18 protein-coding genes and 1 pseudogene are annotated in these 16,935 nt (G+C 68.1%); 10 read left to right on the top strand and 9 right to left on the bottom strand.

Features of this window, described 5'->3' with window-relative positions; genetic code table 11:
- Positions 1-75: 75 nt before the first annotated feature.
- From MU521_RS16725 to MU521_RS16735, 3 genes are all read right to left on the bottom strand, one after another.
- Entirely contained in the window at positions 76-621 is a 546-nt protein-coding gene (locus MU521_RS16725; protein WP_092694126.1) for a ribbon-helix-helix protein, CopG family, read from the bottom strand.
- 104 nt (positions 622-725) lie between these two features.
- Positions 726-3,158, bottom strand: a complete 2,433-nt coding sequence (locus tag MU521_RS16730) for a DUF2309 domain-containing protein (RefSeq protein WP_092694124.1) — start codon at positions 3,156-3,158, stop codon at positions 726-728.
- Positions 3,148-4,632 carry a proton-conducting transporter transmembrane domain-containing protein gene (locus MU521_RS16735; RefSeq protein WP_092694122.1) on the bottom strand — a complete coding sequence of 495 codons (1,485 nt, stop codon included), beginning with the start codon at positions 4,630-4,632 and terminating at the stop codon, positions 3,148-3,150. The genes MU521_RS16730 and MU521_RS16735 overlap by 11 nt, the downstream gene beginning before the upstream one ends.
- Positions 4,633-5,047: 415 nt before the next feature.
- Here MU521_RS16735 and MU521_RS16740 point away from each other — a divergent pair, with 415 nt between their 5' ends.
- Complete coding sequence (locus tag MU521_RS16740; RefSeq protein WP_092694120.1) at positions 5,048-6,067, top strand: amidohydrolase family protein; 1,020 nt, start codon at positions 5,048-5,050, stop codon at positions 6,065-6,067.
- Here the strand turns inward: MU521_RS16740 and MU521_RS16745 are convergent.
- Positions 6,059-6,535: an Lrp/AsnC family transcriptional regulator gene (locus MU521_RS16745; protein WP_092694118.1), complete on the bottom strand. Its 477-nt coding sequence runs from the start codon at positions 6,533-6,535 to the stop codon at positions 6,059-6,061. The genes MU521_RS16740 and MU521_RS16745 overlap by 9 nt on opposite strands.
- Before the next feature lie 157 nt (positions 6,536-6,692).
- Between MU521_RS16745 and MU521_RS16750 the strand changes: the two genes are divergently transcribed.
- The 3 genes from MU521_RS16750 (at position 6,693) to MU521_RS16760 (ending at position 8,973) form a co-directional block, all read left to right on the top strand.
- Entirely contained in the window at positions 6,693-7,442 is a 750-nt protein-coding gene (locus MU521_RS16750; RefSeq protein WP_092694116.1) for a hypothetical protein, read from the top strand.
- A 138-nt stretch (positions 7,443-7,580) separates the two neighbouring features.
- Complete coding sequence (locus MU521_RS16755) at positions 7,581-8,555, top strand: DsbA family protein (protein WP_092694114.1); 975 nt, start codon at positions 7,581-7,583, stop codon at positions 8,553-8,555.
- A complete protein-coding gene (locus MU521_RS16760) occupies positions 8,548-8,973 on the top strand; it encodes a disulfide bond formation protein B (RefSeq protein WP_092694112.1) in 426 nt (141 codons plus the stop codon). Before MU521_RS16755 ends, MU521_RS16760 begins: the two co-directional genes overlap by 8 nt.
- 32 nt (positions 8,974-9,005) lie before the next feature.
- On the opposite strand, the gene MU521_RS16765 is transcribed toward MU521_RS16760, so the two are convergent.
- Positions 9,006-9,308: an amphi-Trp domain-containing protein gene (locus tag MU521_RS16765; RefSeq protein WP_092694110.1), complete on the bottom strand. Its 303-nt coding sequence runs from the start codon at positions 9,306-9,308 to the stop codon at positions 9,006-9,008.
- Between the two features lie 292 nt (positions 9,309-9,600).
- Here MU521_RS16765 and MU521_RS16770 point away from each other — a divergent pair, with 292 nt between their 5' ends.
- Together MU521_RS16770 and msrA are read left to right on the top strand one after the other, a co-directional pair.
- Positions 9,601-9,891, top strand: coding sequence for a hypothetical protein (locus MU521_RS16770; protein ID WP_092694108.1), 291 nt, complete (start codon positions 9,601-9,603; stop codon positions 9,889-9,891).
- Between the two features lie 72 nt (positions 9,892-9,963).
- Positions 9,964-10,503, top strand: a complete 540-nt coding sequence (gene msrA / locus MU521_RS16775; RefSeq protein WP_092694106.1) for a peptide-methionine (S)-S-oxide reductase MsrA — start codon at positions 9,964-9,966, stop codon at positions 10,501-10,503.
- Here the strand turns inward: msrA and MU521_RS16780 are convergent.
- Together MU521_RS16780 and MU521_RS16785 are read right to left on the bottom strand one after the other, a co-directional pair.
- Entirely contained in the window at positions 10,500-11,912 is a 1,413-nt protein-coding gene (locus MU521_RS16780) for a DUF7282 domain-containing protein (protein WP_092694104.1), read from the bottom strand. The two genes, msrA and MU521_RS16780, sit on opposite strands and share 4 nt — an antisense overlap.
- Positions 11,913-11,958: 46 nt before the next feature.
- The gene (locus tag MU521_RS16785) at positions 11,959-12,813 is read right to left on the bottom strand and encodes a hypothetical protein (RefSeq protein ID WP_092694102.1); all 855 of its coding nucleotides are present in this window, start codon (positions 12,811-12,813) and stop codon (positions 11,959-11,961) included.
- Between the two features lie 155 nt (positions 12,814-12,968).
- On the opposite strand from MU521_RS16785, the pseudogene MU521_RS21945 reads away from it, so the two are divergent.
- From MU521_RS21945 to MU521_RS16795, 3 genes and pseudogenes are all read left to right on the top strand, one after another.
- A pseudogene (locus MU521_RS21945) lies at positions 12,969-13,229 on the top strand (PH domain-containing protein); the annotation flags it as partial.
- A gap of 116 nt (positions 13,230-13,345) precedes the next feature.
- Positions 13,346-13,582: a hypothetical protein gene (locus MU521_RS16790; protein WP_092694100.1), complete on the top strand. Its 237-nt coding sequence runs from the start codon at positions 13,346-13,348 to the stop codon at positions 13,580-13,582.
- Positions 13,569-13,727, top strand: a complete 159-nt coding sequence (locus MU521_RS16795) for a hypothetical protein (RefSeq protein WP_175452907.1) — start codon at positions 13,569-13,571, stop codon at positions 13,725-13,727. The genes MU521_RS16790 and MU521_RS16795 overlap by 14 nt, the downstream gene beginning before the upstream one ends.
- Here the strand turns inward: MU521_RS16795 and MU521_RS16800 are convergent.
- Entirely contained in the window at positions 13,706-14,170 is a 465-nt protein-coding gene (locus tag MU521_RS16800) for a deoxyuridine 5'-triphosphate nucleotidohydrolase (protein WP_092694098.1), read from the bottom strand. The two genes, MU521_RS16795 and MU521_RS16800, sit on opposite strands and share 22 nt — an antisense overlap.
- Positions 14,171-14,396: 226 nt before the next feature.
- Between MU521_RS16800 and MU521_RS16805 the strand changes: the two genes are divergently transcribed.
- Positions 14,397-16,367, top strand: a complete 1,971-nt coding sequence (locus MU521_RS16805) for an aconitate hydratase (RefSeq protein WP_092694096.1) — start codon at positions 14,397-14,399, stop codon at positions 16,365-16,367.
- A 422-nt stretch (positions 16,368-16,789) separates the two neighbouring features.
- Here the strand turns inward: MU521_RS16805 and MU521_RS21510 are convergent, their stop codons facing one another.
- A complete protein-coding gene (locus MU521_RS21510; protein ID WP_281187062.1) occupies positions 16,790-16,921 on the bottom strand; it encodes a hypothetical protein in 132 nt (43 codons plus the stop codon).
- Positions 16,922-16,935 lie beyond the last annotated feature (14 nt).

Below are 16,935 nucleotides of genomic sequence, written 5' to 3' on the forward strand. Positions count from 1 at the left end.
CCAGTAGGAAAAAAGGGTTGTTGAGAAAACTGTGCATTCAGTGCATCAGACGTATGAAACCGTGAGAAGACGCTCTCACTGTTCACACTCTCTCAGTAATACTTTCGAGACGCTCTCCTCGACCTCGACCTCGAAGGGAAGATCGTCGATGCTCCTCTGGATGAACCGCGTCATGAACCAGCGGACCGATTCGGACGGGAACACGACCTGGTAGCTGTCCCCTTCGGTCTCACGGACCGTCAGGAACCCACAGAAGGAGAGCCATTCGAGGATCTCCCCCAGCGAATCGAACCGCTGTGCGTACTCCTGGGTGTGATACGCGGCGACGCGGTCGACAGTGTCGAGGAACTCCGGGTCCGGCCCGTCGTCGTCCTCGACGTTGTCCAGAAAGGCGTGCAGCAGATCCACGTCGAGCAACACGTGTTCGCCCGTCGTCAGCATCCGGTAGTACGTCTGGAGGGCATCGCTGTTGCTCGCTCGCGCCGACTCGAAGTTGGCGGCGTAGAACGAGATCGCCTCCCGAATGATCTCGCTCCGGTTCTCGTCGGTTCGTTCGGTGAGCTGTTCGAGCGACGACTGGGCGTCGTCGGTGAGAGAGACTGTGACACGATCGCCGGGCATGGGCCTACTCACTGCGAGAGGAGTATAAACGTTGCAGACCGCAGGTGTGGTGGTGTCGATGGACCGACTGGAGTACCGGGGGGACGAGCGGGTCCGAACCCCGATCAGTCGTCGGCGGTCGCTTCTGCGGTCGCCTCGTCGGTCGGGGTCGGCGTCACCGTCGCCGCCGTCTCGTGGTCGGTCCAGCTGAGTTCGCCGTCGTAGTGGAACGCGCGGTGGTCCTGTTCGGGGTCGACGACCGTCAGGGAGAGCCAGCCGTTGTCCAGCAGTTCGGTGACGGCCTCGTTGTTGGCGAGGATCTCGGTCACGCGCTCGACCGGCGCGTGGATCACGGTCGAGAGGCGGAGCGGCTGGTGGTAGGGCTCGTCGTCGGCGGCCATGAGCGACTGGAGCGGGAGACCGGTCATCAGGTCGCCGCCGTTGCCCTGGTAGACGCCGACGTTGCCGACGGGATTGTGGGTGACCTTCGAGCCGCTGCCGTAGACGCCGTTGTCGACAGTGGCGAAGTAGTACTGGGTGTTGATCCACTGCGTGACGACCATGGGGCCGGTCACGATGGCTTCGAGCGCGTCGCCGTCGTCGTCGGTCGCCCAGTCGTAGGAGTGGAGGAACGACCGGCCGTCCAGATCCAGGTTCTCGGTGAGCTCGCGCGGGCCGACGACGAAGCCGGCGTTGCCGGCCAGCCCCCACTCGGGGCGGGTCTCGGCCCAGTCTGCGGCGCGGCGTTCGGTCTCGCGGACGCCAGCGTTCTCGCCTGCACCCATGTCGTCGGCGCGCTCGGCGGCCGCGCCGGCGCGAGCGGTCTCCAGGTCGGCGCGGAGTTGTTCGAGGTCGTCGGCGTGGCTCTCGGGGACCGCCCCGTCGTACAGTTCGACTTCGTCGGTCGTCGTGTTGTGTTCGCCGGCGACGAAGACCGTGTCCTCGGGGATGTCGTGGCCGCGCTCGCGGAGTTCGGCTCTGACTGCTTCGTCGTTGCAGATTGTCGCGAGAACGCGGGCGTTCGGGCCACCGGGGTTGCCGGCGCAGGCCCCGCAGTCCAGACTCGAGTCGAACGGGTTGTTCGCGGTCTGGCTGGCGTGGCCGGCGACGACGACGAGGCGGGCGAACTGCTCCCAGCCCATCAACTCGAAGGCCGTCGCGGCGTACTCGACCTGCTCGTCGAGCGTGAGCCCTTCCCGAATCTCGGTCACGGCGTCGGGGTTGTAGTCGACGGAGGGCTCACAGAACTCGTGGGCGTCGGGCACGCGCTCGTCGGTGGCCTCGTGGGCGTCGTAGACGCGGCCGGGCAGGAGCGTCCGGGCGGCCAGTGCCAGCCCGTAGCCACTGCCCGCGCTCTCGACGTAGCTGAACGCGGTCGCGGCGTTGGATTTGAGCGACTTGATCAGTTTGCCGCCCGCCTCGGTGACGCTCGACCAGCGGTCGTAGGTCGCCTGGTCGCCGGCGTCGGCGGTCGGGCGGTCGGTGATGCGGTGCTGGGCGTCGAGGATGGGCGGGCACGCGTCGACGCTCACGTCGGCGTCGTAGCCCTCGTACCGCATCGGGATGCCGAAGAAGCCGGCGTAGCCGTGGGTCTCGTAGTCGCCCGCGGTCTCGATGTGGCGGCGGATGATCTCAGAGCGCGTGTCGATACAGAACACGAACTGGGCGTCGGGGCGGCCGTCCTCGTCGGTCTCGGCGGCCGTGGCACTGCGGTCGGCCACGGCCTCAACCAGTTCCGAGCGGTAGCTGGCTTCCCACGCCGAGAGCCAGACCTCTTCGAGGGCGACCGAGTCGTCGTCGGTTGCCTCGGCGTCGGTCGACGGGTCGGCGGGCAGCACCTGCGCGTCGAACAGGTCGGTCAGCGTGAGGCGAACGGCGAGGTAGCCGGCCAGCGTGATCGGGTACGTCGACTGCCAGGCGTCGTCGTCCGCGGCGCGTTGCTTGATGAACCCGGTCCAGCCCGGGAGCGCAGTGAGGTGGTGCTCGAAGACCGCCGGCCACGCGTCTCTCGGGTGGTCGGCGAGGACGCGCTCGATGGCGTCGGTGGGGGCCGCGGGCCACGCGTCGGCGGACCCGTCGGGGATGGCGCCGTCGTGGGGGGCGACCGACCGGACGGCGGCGTAGAACCCCTGCTCGCGGTCGGGCATCGACCAGGTGGCCGTCCCCTGGTCCAGGAAGGCCGCGAGCCACTTCGTCAGGACGGCGTCGACGCGGTCCGCGGGCGTCTCGGCCGTGTCGATGTCCGGCGTCGAGTCGGCGGTCGCTTCCAGCCGGTCGAGCAGGGTCTCGGGGTCGGCGTCGTAGCCGTGTTCGTCGAGTTTCGCGGCCAGCACGTCGGAGTCGATCTGGCCCGTCTCCCAGGCCCGGCGGAACACGTCGGGGCTCGGGTAGCCGTCGCCGCCGAGCAGGTCTTCGGCCCGCTCGACGGCCTCGTGGAACGGCTGGTCCTCGAACCCGGCGAGGGGGTTGGCCGTCACGAACGAGTGGAGCGGCCAGACCGAGCCGACGCTGTCTGCTGCCTGTTCGATGCTCTCAGATATCGCTGAGTCAGTATTCATTGTAGTCCTCCGTGGCGGTCAGCAGGGTTCCGGACGACGGCTGTGAGGCGTTGACCAGCGCCACGTAGAGGCGATGGCTCCGCTGATAGGCACCCGTCTCGATGGCGACGTAGGCCACGAGGAAGGCGACCGCGACGAGGCCGTGGACCAGCGTCAGGTCGGTCGGTGCCGTCACGAGCGGGACGCCGGCCAGGACCGCGGCCACCGCGGTGTAGACGCCGGCGTAGACGGCGATGGCGGGCAGGAAGACCAGCGGGACGGCGCCGTACCGGAACGCGGCCGGAACGTCCGTATTCTTGACGACGGTCCAGGTCGCGTGCAGCGTCGTCAACGAGATCAGGCCCGTCAGCAGGAGCCCGCTGTCGAGGTGGGTCCCTTTCCCGGTGAGGAGGGCGAACAGGGCACCGCCGGCGACGGCCGTGAGGAGCGTCACGGCACCGCCGACGAGGGTCGCCGTCCCGGTCGTCGATTTCTCCGGGCTGGTGTGTTCGACCTGTTCGCCGGTCGAGAGGAACAGGTAGGCCTTGTAGAACCCGTGAAGGATCAGGTGGGCGATGGCGGCCCCGAAGAAGCCGAGGCCAGCCTGTGCGATCATGAAGCCCATCTGCCCGGTCGTCGAACAGCCGAGTTTGCGTTTCACGTCGGTCTGGACGGCCTTCAGGAGCTTGCCCAGCAGTGCGCTGGCCGCGCCGACGACCGTGACCAGGAGCATGAACGTCGCGTCGACGGTGACGACGGGGGCAAAGCGAAGGAGGAGGATGCCGCCCGCGTTGACGAACCCGGCGTGCATCAGCGCCGAGGCCGGCGTCGGCGCGGTCATCGAGGAGAGCAACCAGGTGTGGAAGGGGATCAGCGCCGACTGGACCATCGCGGCCAGCAGGAGCAGGCCCGCGGCCACGAGCAGGATCGAGTTCGAGACCGTGTCGACGGCCGTCAGGATGCCCGAGACGGTCGTCGCGCCCGTCGCCCAGGCCAGCGTCGCGAGGGCCGCGCCCAGCAACAGGCTACTGGCGACGAAGTACCGGCGGGCGAGCGCCGCGGCGGCCTGGGCCTGTGGCCAGCCGCGAACGGTCCCGATCAGGTCGGCCATCACCAGCCCCATCGCCAGCCACGCGGCCCCAAACAGGGCGACGTGGTCGGCGGCGACCAGCACCATCACGGAAAGCGTGAACGCGAACAGGCGCGTGAAAAAGCGCGTGACGTGTTCGCTCCCGGCCATGTAGCGCCGCGAGTAACTGTGAACGATACCGCTGAAGAAGGTGACCACGACCCACAGCAGGACGGTCAATCCGTCGACGACTACCAGTCCGGGGGCCTCCCAGCTCCCACCTGTCAGCTGTCGCGCGACGAGCGCACCCAGACTCGCGACGAACAGTGCCCACACGAAGCGCGTGAACACCGCCGGCGCACGCGGCGTCGACGTCGACGTATTCGGGAGCTGTCCCACCGTTTTCGGCCCGGTCTGTCCTGTCATCGTTTGCTCTGTGAGCGGCACCACACCAGTTCACCGGGACCACCGCGACCCCGGCGAACTGATGTCGCCGCCTTCACCCATAGTACGAACGAACTGTGTATTAAATCCTTCTATACGATCAAATTGTTCTCTATAAGCCCCATTATAGAACATTATGGTCTAAATGATGGTACGTCATCACACGGCACCGCGCTCCCTCCAGAGGAACGTTCAGCGGCCGTTCGTCGGTGTTAGGGGGAGAAATACGGCGGCATCCGGTCTCGGCGGGCTGGGTGTCACGGGCGGGATCCGTCGCCGTCGTGGCTCCGCCGGCCGATGATCGCGGACGTACCGGTCGTGAAATCTGGTTTCGTTACCGGCCCGTTCGCTATTCCGAGTTAGAAAGCGATATTGTGCAGCCAGACCAGCGTTGCGTATGCAACAGTTCGAGGGGACGGTCGTATCTGGATCGTCGTTCGAGCCCGTCGAGGGCCGCGTCGTCGTCGAGGACGGTCGGATAACGGCCGTCGAGCGGGCCAGCGTGGACGCGACGGACATCGTCGTGCCGGCGTTCGTCAACGCACACACCCACCTCGGGGATTCGGTGGCCAAGGAGGCGGCCGTCGACCTCGGCCTCGAAGCGGCCGTCGCACCGCCGGACAGCCTGAAACACCGGCGGCTGGCGGCCGCCGACCGGGACACCCTCGTCACCGAGATGCGCCGCACGCTCCAGTTCATGGCGCAGACGGGGACGGCGGCGTGTCTCGACTTCCGCGAGTCCGGACCGACGGGCGCTCGCGCACTTCGGGCGGCCGCGGACGAGACTCCGGTTACGCCGTTCGTCCTCGGAAGCGGGCCAACGAGCGTCCTCGACGTGGCGGACGGGTACGGCGCCAGCGGTGCGAACGACGACGACTTCGAGACCGAGCGGGCGGCCGCCCGCGACGCGGGGGTTCCGTTCGCCATCCACGCCGGCGAGCCGGACGCGACCGACATCCACCCCGCGCTCGACCTCGACCCGGACCTGCTCGTCCACATGGTCCACGCCGACGAAGACCACCTCGAACGGGTCGCCGATCAGGACGTGCCAGTCGCCGTGTGCCCGCGTGCGAACCAGGTGCTGAGCGTCGGTCGCCCGCCGATCCGCGACCTGCTGGACCACACGACGGTCGCACTCGGGACGGACAACGTGATGCTCAATCCGCCCTCGATGTTCCGCGAGATGGCCGTCACCGCGAAGGCCTTCGACGTGACCGCCCGGGAGGTCCTCCGGATGGCGACGGCGGCCGGTGCCGAGGCCGTCGGGCTGAACTGCGGCGTCGTCGAACCGGGCCGGGACGCGGCACTGCTGGTACTCGACGGCGAGTCGGACAACCTGGCCGGCACCGCGGACCCGATCCGGGCCGTAGTTCGCCGTGCGACGCCGCTCGACGTGAAACGCGTGGTTCTACGATGACTCTGCTTCGGAGTCGAACCCGCCGAATGGCGTCGTCTCGTGGCTCCGGACGAGGACCTCGTCGGCGACGGTCAGCCCCATCTCCAGCAGTTCCTGTGCGACCGGCGTGATGTCGTCGTCGGACTCCCCCACGACCGTGACGAGCAGGTTCTGTTCGCCGGTGACCAGTTCCTGGACCGAGACGACGCCGTCGATGGCGAGGATCTCGGGAATCCGTTCCCCGCGCTCGGGGATCGAGGCCGTACAGAACAGCAGCATCCGGAGCGGATACCCTGACTTGGCGTAGTCCACGTCGGCGCTGTACCCCTTGACGATCCCCTCGGACTCCAGGCGCTGGATGCGCTTGCGAACCGTGCTGTCCGAGGTCCCGGTTCGCTCCGCGATGTCCCCCGAGGACATGTTCCGTGCGTCCTCCTGGAGCGCCCGGAGGATCGCCCTGTCCACGTCGTCGATCTCCTCGTCGGCCATGGTGGGATTTCAGTCGTCTCCGCCAAAGGAACTTCGGCTGTTCGGGGGCCGCTCGCGGTGGACCGAGACGAGTCGCGGTCCCGACACCCGAACTCGCCCGAACGCACAAGTCGCGGCGACCGGTAGTGCCCCCAAACCGGCCGTCCGGTGCCAACCCATGGATTCCGAACTGGACTTCGAGGAGGTGTTCGAGCTCGAACGGGAGTTGCGGGCCGTCGAGCAGTCGCTCAACGACCAGCGGACGGAACTCCGGACGGAGTTGACGGCGGCGTTCAGGCGGGCCAACGCCGACACGCTCCACGACGCACAAGACCGTGAGTACCCCCTCAGCAGGCCCGAGAAGCGCGCGGTCAGGCGGGAGACGGCGGGACCGGTCAGGCTCCTTCCGGAGTGGGAAGACGCCTACCGCGAACTGGCCGACGACCAGCGGACGGCACGGGAGCGCCTCACCGCCTTCCACCGCGACGTGTTCACCACGCTCGCCGAGGACGTACCGTACACCCTGACCGCGGAGCCCGGCGGGACGAGCCTCGGTCAACCGTACCTCGACGTGCGCGCACGGGACGGCGACAGCGTGGTCGTGCTGGCGGTCGACAACCCCGAGACCGAGGGCTACGCCTACCGAACGACCGACGAGTACACCGAACAGGACGTGGAGAACGCCCTCCGGCTCTCGGAGAGCCTGCCGGACATCGACATCGAGCGGTTCGGCTTTTTGACCCACGACACCGCGCTGATCGGCGACATCGACGCCGACACGACCGACCCGGAGCGCATCCGCGCCCACGTCCGCGTGGAGATTCTGGAGGGCCTCGACGCCGTCGACTACGAGTACGTCGAGACCGACGAGAGCCCGATCCTTGCCTTTCTGGAGACCGTCGACGAACGAGGATCAGGTGGGGACTGAGCCGCGTCCACACACGGGGCCTCGATCACCCCGACGAGCAATCGGTGCTTCGACCCGATCCGACGACCGTCGGCCGGCGGGACGGGACCGACAGGCTTGTTATACCGTGTCAAGAATTTTTTCCCTGGTACACGAGCGATGTCCGGGAACGACTGTCCGGTCTGTGGCGAGGGGTTCGATTCGGCAGGGGGCGCACGGAGTCACGCCTGGGAGGCTCACGGCGCCTGTCACTACTGTGGGGAACGGGTCGCGGGGGAAGAGAAGGCGGCGCTGTACCGCCACTGGCTGGTCGCCCATCCCGAGGACCTGTCCCGCCGTGACGCCAACCGGGCCGAGAACGAGGTCGATTCGATCACGTTCGGGGACCGCCTCTCGAACGGCGGGGTCGGGGCGGCCGTCCGCGGCCTCCCGCGGCGCGCCTTTCTGGTCGGCGGCGGCGTCCTCGCGATCGGTGGGGTCGCGGCCGGCGGGATCGCGCTCAGCAACGTGCTGGGCGGGGTCGAGGACATCGAGACCAGCGAGCCGGGGCCCGTCGGCACCGCGTCGATCCCCGACTCGCCCGGCGACTACCGCTACGCCGTGATGGGCAGTGCCGACGCGACTGCCACCGTCACCTACTTCGGGAGCTGGAAGTGTCCCGTCTGTGCACGGTTCGGTGAGGGGTTCCTGCCGACGCTGGTCACCGACTACGTCGCGCCCGGAGACCTGCGGATCGAGTTCCGGAACCTCGCCTACTTCGGCGGCGATCCGTTCCTCGGGCCCGACGCGCCGAGCGCGGGCCAGGCCGGACTGGCCGTCTGGAACACCGACCCGTCGTCGTACTGGCGCTTCCACGAGGTCGTCTTCCGGAACCAGCCACCGGAAGCCCAGCGCTGGGCCACGCCGGACAAACTCGAAGCGTTCGCGAAGGCCGCGAGCGTCTCCGATCCGGGTGCGGTCCGGCGCGCCGTCCAGACCGACGAGTACGACGACGCGCTCCGGGCGACGAGTCAGCGGGCCCAGCAACTGGGCGTCAGCGGGACGCCGACGCTCCGGATCGGTGACAGCCTCGTGAATCCGGGGAACCAACAGCAGACGAGAACCCGGATCGAAGCCGCGATCGAGAATGCCTGACCTGCCCGACCCGGCCGCCTGGCTCACCGCCGGGACGCTGGTCGCCGCGGTCGCGACCGCCGGAAGCCTGTTTTTCAGCCTCGGGCTCGGCCTCGTCCCCTGTGACCTGTGCTGGTACCAGCGAATCCTGATGTACCCGCTCGTCGTCGTCCTCGGCGTGGCGACGGTCGAGTTGCGACCGGCGGTCTGGAAGACCGCCCTGCCCCTCTCGCTCGCGGGGCTGGCGCTCGCTAGCTATCACTCCGTGTTGCAGGTCACGTCGAGTAGCTGTGCGTTCGGCGGCGCGTGCGCCGCGATCCAGTGGCGACTTCCCATCCTCGGGCTCACGATCCCGAACCTCTCGCTGCTCGGCTTCGCGCTGGTGACGATCTCCGTCGTCGCCGGATCGGGACTGGTCGGTGGCGAAGCCAGCGCCTGATTCGCTGCACGGACCGGGACGCCGGACCGCTCTCACTCCACGTCCGGCGCGCGCTCGTCGGGACGGCCCGGCAACGCCAGTTCGATCTCCAGTTCGGGGTCGTCGACACCCTCGAAGTCGACTTCCAGTTCGACGGGTTCGCCGAACGCGAAGGGGAGTTCCCACTCGTCGGTCGAGATGGTCAGTTCGTCGCCCGCGCGGAGCTGTTCGCCGAGGTCGATCAGGAACCGACCCGCCTCGTCCGCGTCGAGGCGGTACTCCTGCTCGAAGTCGCGACCGGTGCGGATGAGCGTGCGCTCCTCGTCGGAGTCGGACGGGGTATCGTCTTCTGACATCGTGTGTCGACCGTACCACACCGACGGACACGTGGCTTGTGGTCTGTCCGTGTCCGGCCCCGACAGCGGAAGGGGACGACCGATTCCGGAGGCGAGTCGGCCCCTCGTCACGGGGACCATGCAGGCACGCGTCGTGCAGCCAGCGGACAGCGGGGTCCCGTGACGTGTATCCGTTCGGATCGGAGACACTACTGCCCACTACTGGCGAACCGAGGCCCTTTATTCCGGGACGATCCGGCTACGGTCGGCCAGCGGGGGAAGCGACTTGTCGGTGGAGGGGCAAGCGGGAGGCATGCTCGGGCCTCTGCGAGCGGTCCTCGGATGGATCGGCCTCGGTCGCGAGCGGTCGGCGGGCGACGCCGGGACGGACGGGGCAGCGTCGGACGACGCGGGAGCAGCCGACGACACCGGCTCGGTCTGGGACTTCATCCCCGGCCGTCAGTACAGCGGCCGACACGCCGAGTCCGGCGGGATCGCCCGCGGCGAGCAGGAACGAGCCCTCCGGGACATCGAGCGGAAAGCCGAGATTATCGAGGGCGAGGGCGACCACGCGGACCCGGGAGTCGACCGCGAGGAGCCCTGACGGCGGGACACGGATCGACGCCGGGACAGAGTGGGCGAGGAACTTACGGCACTGGGGCCCCTATCGCGGGTGATGAGCGAGAGCGACCGGGCGACCCTGGCGGGCGGGTGTTTCTGGTGTATCGAGGCGGCGTTCAAGCAACTCGACGGCGTCGAGTCGGCCGTCTCGGGCTACTGTGGCGGCCACGTCGACGACCCGACATACGAAGCGGTCTGTCGCGGCGAGACCGGCCACGCCGAGGCGGTTCAGGTGACCTACGATCCCGACGTACTGGACTACGAGGACCTGCTGGAGGTGTTTTTCAGCGTCCACAACCCGACGACGAAGGATCGCGAAGGGCCGGACGTGGGCACCCAGTACCGGTCGGCCGTCTACTACCACGACGACGGCCAGCACGAGACCGTCGAGCGGTTCGTCGACGAACTCGAAGCGGAAGGCGTCTACGACGACCCCATCGTGACCGAGATCGAACCCTTAGAGCGGTTCTGGGAGGCCGAGGCGTATCACCAAGACTACTTCGAGAAGAACCCGAACAAGCCCTACTGCGCGGCCAACGTCCGACCCAAGGTCCAGAAGGTCCGCGAGAAGTTCGCCGGCCACACCGCCGACTAGTCGCGACGGGCGAGCGCCGCGAGGCAGAGCAGGAGAGCCGCGAGCGCGACGCCGGGGCCGAAGCCGTCGCCGCTGGCGTCGGTGAGCCGGTACTGTGACGGCGTACCGGTCGCGGTCGGTGACGAGGGGGCGGCCGTCGCCGTGTCGGTCGACGGTGATGTCGTCGGTTCGGCGGTCGGCGCGTCGGTTCGCGTGCTGGGAGTCGTCGGCGTCGGTTCCTCGAGGTCGACGACCGACGAGACCGGCTCGCCGTTCCGTCGGAAGGGGCGGTCGATGCCGCCGCCCTCGAAGAGGCGGTCACCGTCCACGTCGACGTAGGCGGTCGCGACCACCGAATCGGCCGTCACCGGTCGCCGGTACTGGACCGTCAGCGAGTCGTACTCGCCGGCCGCGACGTACCGGTTGGCGACGAGCGGGCCGTCCGGCCCGTTCCTGACCACGAGGAAGCCACCGCTGGACAGCGAGACGTTCCGGAACTGGAGCCGGTTTCGGGGAGCGTCCGTCGGGACCGTGGTGAACGAGGCGGTCAGCTCGGCGAGCCGGCCCCGTGTCCGCCGGAGGCGTTGCCCGTCGAGGCTGGCCGTGACGGCGAGCGGGATGCCGGCGGGCGCGTCGGTCAGGTCCAGCGTGAGGTTGGCGAACGACTGCTGGCGGCCGGTGACGGTCGTCGTCCGCTCGACCGAGAAGGGGTGTCCCACGCCGTCGAGCGAGATGGTGAGCGTCGTCCCGGGTGCCAGCAGTGTCTGCCCGACCAGCCGCTGGGCGGGTAACGGGTACAGCACCACGCCGTCGTCCGGCGGCGTCGAGAAGGTCACCGCGGCGGGGAAGATCCCCAGCGAGGACGCGGCGGACACCCCGTCGTGTGTGAACTCGAACTCGAACACCCTGACGGGGGCGATGGCCGTCCCCGGGCCCTCGTCGGCGAGGCCGTTGTCGTTCGTGTCGGCGGTCGCGCGCAACCGGCCGGTGTCGTAAATCAGATCGAACGTGTCCTCGTCGACGCGACGCACCACGAGTTGCTCGGCGGTCAGGTCGATGGCTCGCGGCGGGTCGTCACCGGACGTGATCTCGACGGCGGTGAGTGTCGCGTCCGGGCTCGACAGCAACGCCCGGAATCGCTCGGTCGTGGTGTTGCCGGGCTGGTCGGCCACCGCCGCGCCCAGCCCGGGCGTCGATACGCGCACTACGAGCGCGTCGGAGAGCGCCACGCGCTGTCGTTTGGTGAGGATGTCCGTGGCCGTCCCGGCCCGGAGCGCCTGGAGCGTGTCGCCCGGCGCGACGAACGTGGTCAGGTTGCCGTCACCGGTCTGTGTCGCGTCGGCGGCCGAGGACGGGTTCGCGACGCCAGCGCCCGCGGCGAGCGCGAGGAGAGCCAATACCGTCGTCACGGCCGTCCGACGTGGGCGCATCTACCACGCCCGTTCCACGAGCGGGTATATCAGCTTGGTGGACGGCTCACTGGCCGGGTCGCCACCGGACGTAGGCGTGGTCGGCGGTCAGGCGATAGCTCCCCGGCTCCGGCCGCGGCGAGGGTGTATCCTGGTCGATGAACTCCGGATAGCCGCCGTAGGTCACCAGGGCGAGTGTCTCCTCGGCACTGGGCGGCTGGCGGTCGGCCGTCACCGAGAGCCCCGCAGCCCGGTCGCCGTCGGCCCGCCAGCGGGTCGCCTCGTACGTGCCTGTCCCGTCGTGGGACAGTTCGTAGTTGTACCAGTGGCCCTCGTCGAGGACTCGCTCTCTCGTCTCGGCCTCGCGGTTCCCGCCCTCGGCGTCGAAAAAGAGCAACTCCACGCGGGGGTTCACCAGGAGCTCGACGTTCGACTCGTAGAGCCCGATGGCGACGTGGCCGTCGTCGGCGTACTCGCCGCCCGGAACGTCGGCGGCGTAGAACTGGCCGTCGAGTGTCCACTCGCCGTCCCAGCCGGTGCTGGGGCGAGCGAGCGTGGCACTCGCCGAGTTCCCGCGCTCGTTCAGTTGCTCGTCGGTCGCGTCGCTGATTCGCAGGGCCTTCCCGCCGCCGTCGGGCCCCTGGCGGTCGATTACGGCCACCTCGCCGATCCCCTCCTCGTAGTCGGCCTGCCATCTGGGGTCGCTGTCGTAGTTCCCGTCCTCGAACGTCTCGTGGAGCGGCCCGGACATGGGGCCGGTGGGTTCGGTCGTGGTCGTCGCCGCGGGTGCGTCGTCGGTACTCTCGTCGGTCGGCGTTCCGGAGCCCGAATCACTCGTACAGCCCGCCAGCAGGAGTCCGCTGCCGGCCAGTCCCGCCTGCAGGAGCGAGCGCCGGTCGAGGGAGCTCTCGCGTCCGTCCATATCCGGCGAACGGGAAACGGACGTGTAAAATCACCGGACGTGTCGGTCGCCGTCGAGGTCTGGAGCCACTGGTTCCCACAGCGACCACTGCGCCTGGCTTCAACACCCCATCGACGACAGTGTGGCGTGTGTAGGTCCTCCAACAATCGGGCCGTATGGCGACCGAAGCGCCCGAGTCCTCCGACGCCGCGGGCAGCGAGTTCGACTGGCTCACGCTCGACGACGGCGAGCAGGTACAGTGGTCGGGGAAACCCCACGTCTACAGCATCGTCCCCGCGTTGATCGTGGGGCTCCCACTCTCGCTCTTTTTGATCGGGATTCCCATCGTCGTCGGGGCATACCTGAACCGCGAGAACACGGTGTACCTGCTGACGAACGAGGCGCTCTACCGCAAGAGCGGGGTCCTGTCGCGTGACGTACAGAAGATCGAGTTCGAGAAGGTCCAGAACAGCTATTACTCGCAGGGGCGCTGGGGAACGACGTCGGCTACGGCACCGTCGACATCTCCCCGGCCGGTGGCACCGGTGTCGAGATGCAGTTCCGGGCCGTCCCCGACCCGAAGGCGGTCCAGCAACGAATCAACGAACAGAGCCGCCGGGCGCGGGGGAAGGGCGGTGGCGAGGACGGCGACGACGCGAGCGAGGACCCAGAGCAGATACTCGACGACATCCGCACCGAGTTGCGCGCGATGCGGTGTGCCGTCGAGGCCGACGGTCGCGACGGGGCCACCGATGACGCCACGGAGGGCGAGGATGGTGGGCGAGACTGACGGCTTCGGCGGCGGGATCGGAGCCACCGGCGAGCGGTCGCTGCCCGGCACGACCGAGCAGTGGGCCGCCGTCCGCGAGGAAGTGGTCGCGCTCCGGCGAGCGGTCGAGCGCCGCCGGCGCTCTCAGAGGTTCTCGCGCTGGTAAGAGCCGTCGTAGGTCCCCTCGTGATCGGCCGCCGCCAGTGTCAACTGGGCGATGCGGGCTCCCTGCTGGAGTTCGATCTCGTGGTGGACCTCCAGCAGGCCCTCGCCGCGCCCCTCGTAGCCGGCGTCCCAGATCGCCGTGTCGAGCATACAGGAGTTGCGTAGCAGTGAGGATCGGGGGTAGAGGAAGCCGACGTGTTCCTCCGGAATCGCGATGCGCTCGGCGTACTGGACGACGTATCCACCGGGTTCGAGGTGGTAGAGGCCGTCGTCGTCGGACTCCAGTTCCCGGCGGTCGCCGATGGTCTTGCCGCCGCGTTCGATCCGTCCGACACTCTCCTGCTCGAAGACGGCCCCCAGCGTGAGGTCGACGCCGTTTGGCTGGACCTGTGACTCGCACAGGTCGCCGAGGTGCTCGGCCAGGAACGCGCCGCTTCTGAACATGGGCGAGTGACCGACCAGCGCGCCCAAATCTCTGCCGGTCTGTGTGCGCGCCGCGGCCGCGGGGTGTGTCGGGTCCGAACCCGAGAGTGCGGTTGGGGGCCAGCATCACGCAGACACACGATTTCCCACGACAATGGATGACATCAAAGGGGTACTAGGGATGCTGGAGACCTGATATCGGAAACTCGCATGATTTATGTCGACGGACAGTCGACGAACAGACGTTATGGGACAGACGCTTACGGAAAAAATTCTCGACGATCACCTCGTCGAAGGCGAATTGGAGACCGGCGAGGAGATCGGGATCGAGATCGATCAGGTCCTGACACAGGACACGACCGGCACGCTGGTGTGGCTGCAGTTCGAGGCGCTGGGCCTCGACGAAGTCCAGACGGAACTGGCCGCGCAGTACTGTGACCACCAGACCTACCAGTTCGACTTCAAGAACACGGACGACCACCGCTTCCTGCGTTCGGCCGCAGGCACGTTCGGCGCGTACTTCTCGCGTCCGGGCAACGGTATCTGTCACAACGTCCACAAGGAGAACTTCGCCGCGCCTGGCAAGACGCTCCTCGGTTCGGACTCCCACACGCCGACCCCCGGCGGCCTCGGTCAGCTGGCCATCGGATCCGGTGGGCTCGACGTGGCCGTCGCGATGGGTGGCGGTGCCTACTACATCGAGATGCCCGAGGTCGTCAACGTCCGTCTGGAAGGCGAGCTGCCCGAGTGGGCCACCGCCAAGGACGTCATCCTCGAGATGCTGCGCCGCCTCAGCGTGAAGGGCGGGGTCAGCAAGATCTTCGAGTACACCGGACCCGGTGTCGAGAGTCTGAGCGTCCCCGAACGGACGACCATCACCAACATGGGGACGGAACTGGGCGCGACCTCCTCGATCTTCCCGACCGACGAGAAGACCGAGGACTACCTCGCGCGCCAGGGCCGCGAAGACGAGTACGTCGAACTCCAGCCCGACGAGGACGCCGAGTACGACGACCAGCTCACCATCGACCTCTCGGATCTCGAGCCGCTCATCGCCGAGCCGTCGATGCCGGACAACGTCGTCCCGGTCAGCGAGGTCGAGGGCGTCGATGTCGACCAGGTCATGATCGGCTCCTGTACGAACGGTGGCTACGAGGACATCCTCCCCGCCGCGAAGATGCTGGAAGACCGTTCCATCCAGCCCGACACCGAGATGATCGTCGCGCCCGGTTCGAAGAAGGCCAGCGAGATGCTGGCCCGTGAAGGCTGGACCGCCGAGATGATGGCGGCCGGCGTCAACTACTCCGAGGCGACGTGTGGTGCCTGTATCGGCATCGGCCACGTCCCCGGCAGCGACTCCGTGTCCCTGCGGACCTTCAACCGCAACTTCGAGGGCCGCTCGGGCATCGAGGACGACAACGTCTACCTCTGTTCGCCGGAAGTCGCCACCGCGGCGGCCATCAAGGGCGAGATCGTCGACCCGCGCAACCTCGCCGAGGAACTGGACGACCTCGAAGCGCCCGGCTTCGAGCTCCCCGACCAGTACGAGGGTGCCGAGAACGACATCATCACGCCGGACGACCCCGTCGACGACGACCTCGTCAAGGGGCCCAACATCGGCGACGTCCCGCTGAAGGACGAACTCGACGCCGACCTCGAAGGGGAGGCCCTCCTGAAGATGGAGGACAACATCACGACCGACCACATCATCCCTGCGACCCAGGACATCCTGATGTACCGGTCGAATATCCCCAAGCTGAGCGAGTTCACGCTCTCGCGTGTCGACGACACGTTCGCCCAGCGCGCACTCGACAGCGACGGCGGCTTCCTCGTCGCCGGCGAGAACTACGGGCAGGGCTCCTCGCGTGAACACGCGGCCCTCTGTCCGATGTACCTCGGTATCGAGGGCGTCCTCGCACAGAGCTTCGCCCGCATCCACAAGGCGAACCTCTTCAACTTCGGTCTCCTGCCCCTGGAGATCGACGAGGCCGACTACGAGAACATCGAGCAGGGCGACGACATCGAAGTCGTCGACGACGTCGCCGAGGCCGTCCGCTCCGGGCAGGAAGAGTTCACCGTCCGCGTCAACGACGACTGGGAACTCACCGCCACGCTGGACGCCTCCGAGCGCGAACGTGAAATCCTCGCCGACGGTGGGAAGCTCTCCCACACCAAGAAGCAGGCCGACAGCGGCTCCGGTGCGCCCGCCGACGACTAAAGAGAGATTCGACCAGCGGGAGAATCTCTGAACGCCGAGCGGGGAGGAACGACCCGCGAGGCACGGAGGACGAGCGAAGCGAGTCCTCGAACGAGCGAGCGGCGATAGCCGCGAGCCAGCGAAGCGCAGTCGGACACCAACCGATTCGTTTTTTCGCGGTCGCCGGCTCCGACAGCCACAGCGCTCGCCGTCCGGAAACGGGAGAGGGGGAGAGACCGGGGACGGGCCGGGGCCGACGGTCCCGCCGGGAGGTGTCGGGTGGCCACCGAGCGGTGACACACCGCCAGCGACGACCCCCATCGGAGAGCGGCGGTGCAGGTCCGTAGCTATCCGGCATTTTTTACCAGTAATCGGTGCCTCGGCTCGCCGTAAGGCGTCCCTGTCGCGAGGGCTGCAGGCGGGCGTCTCGGGCTATGTGGCCCTTACCCGACCGCGAGTTCGTCCGCGAAGAACCCGGTAACCGATGCCTTCGAGTCGACGACGCTGCGCCGTCGGCCGGCGGTATCGGCGTCCATCGTCACCCATCGAGGACCGCCACGGTCGCCTCGTTCCATCGCCAGCGCACCTG

The sequence above is a fragment of the Halorientalis regularis genome, from assembly GCF_023698535.1.
Taxonomy (GTDB): domain Archaea; phylum Halobacteriota; class Halobacteria; order Halobacteriales; family Haloarculaceae; genus Halorientalis; species Halorientalis regularis.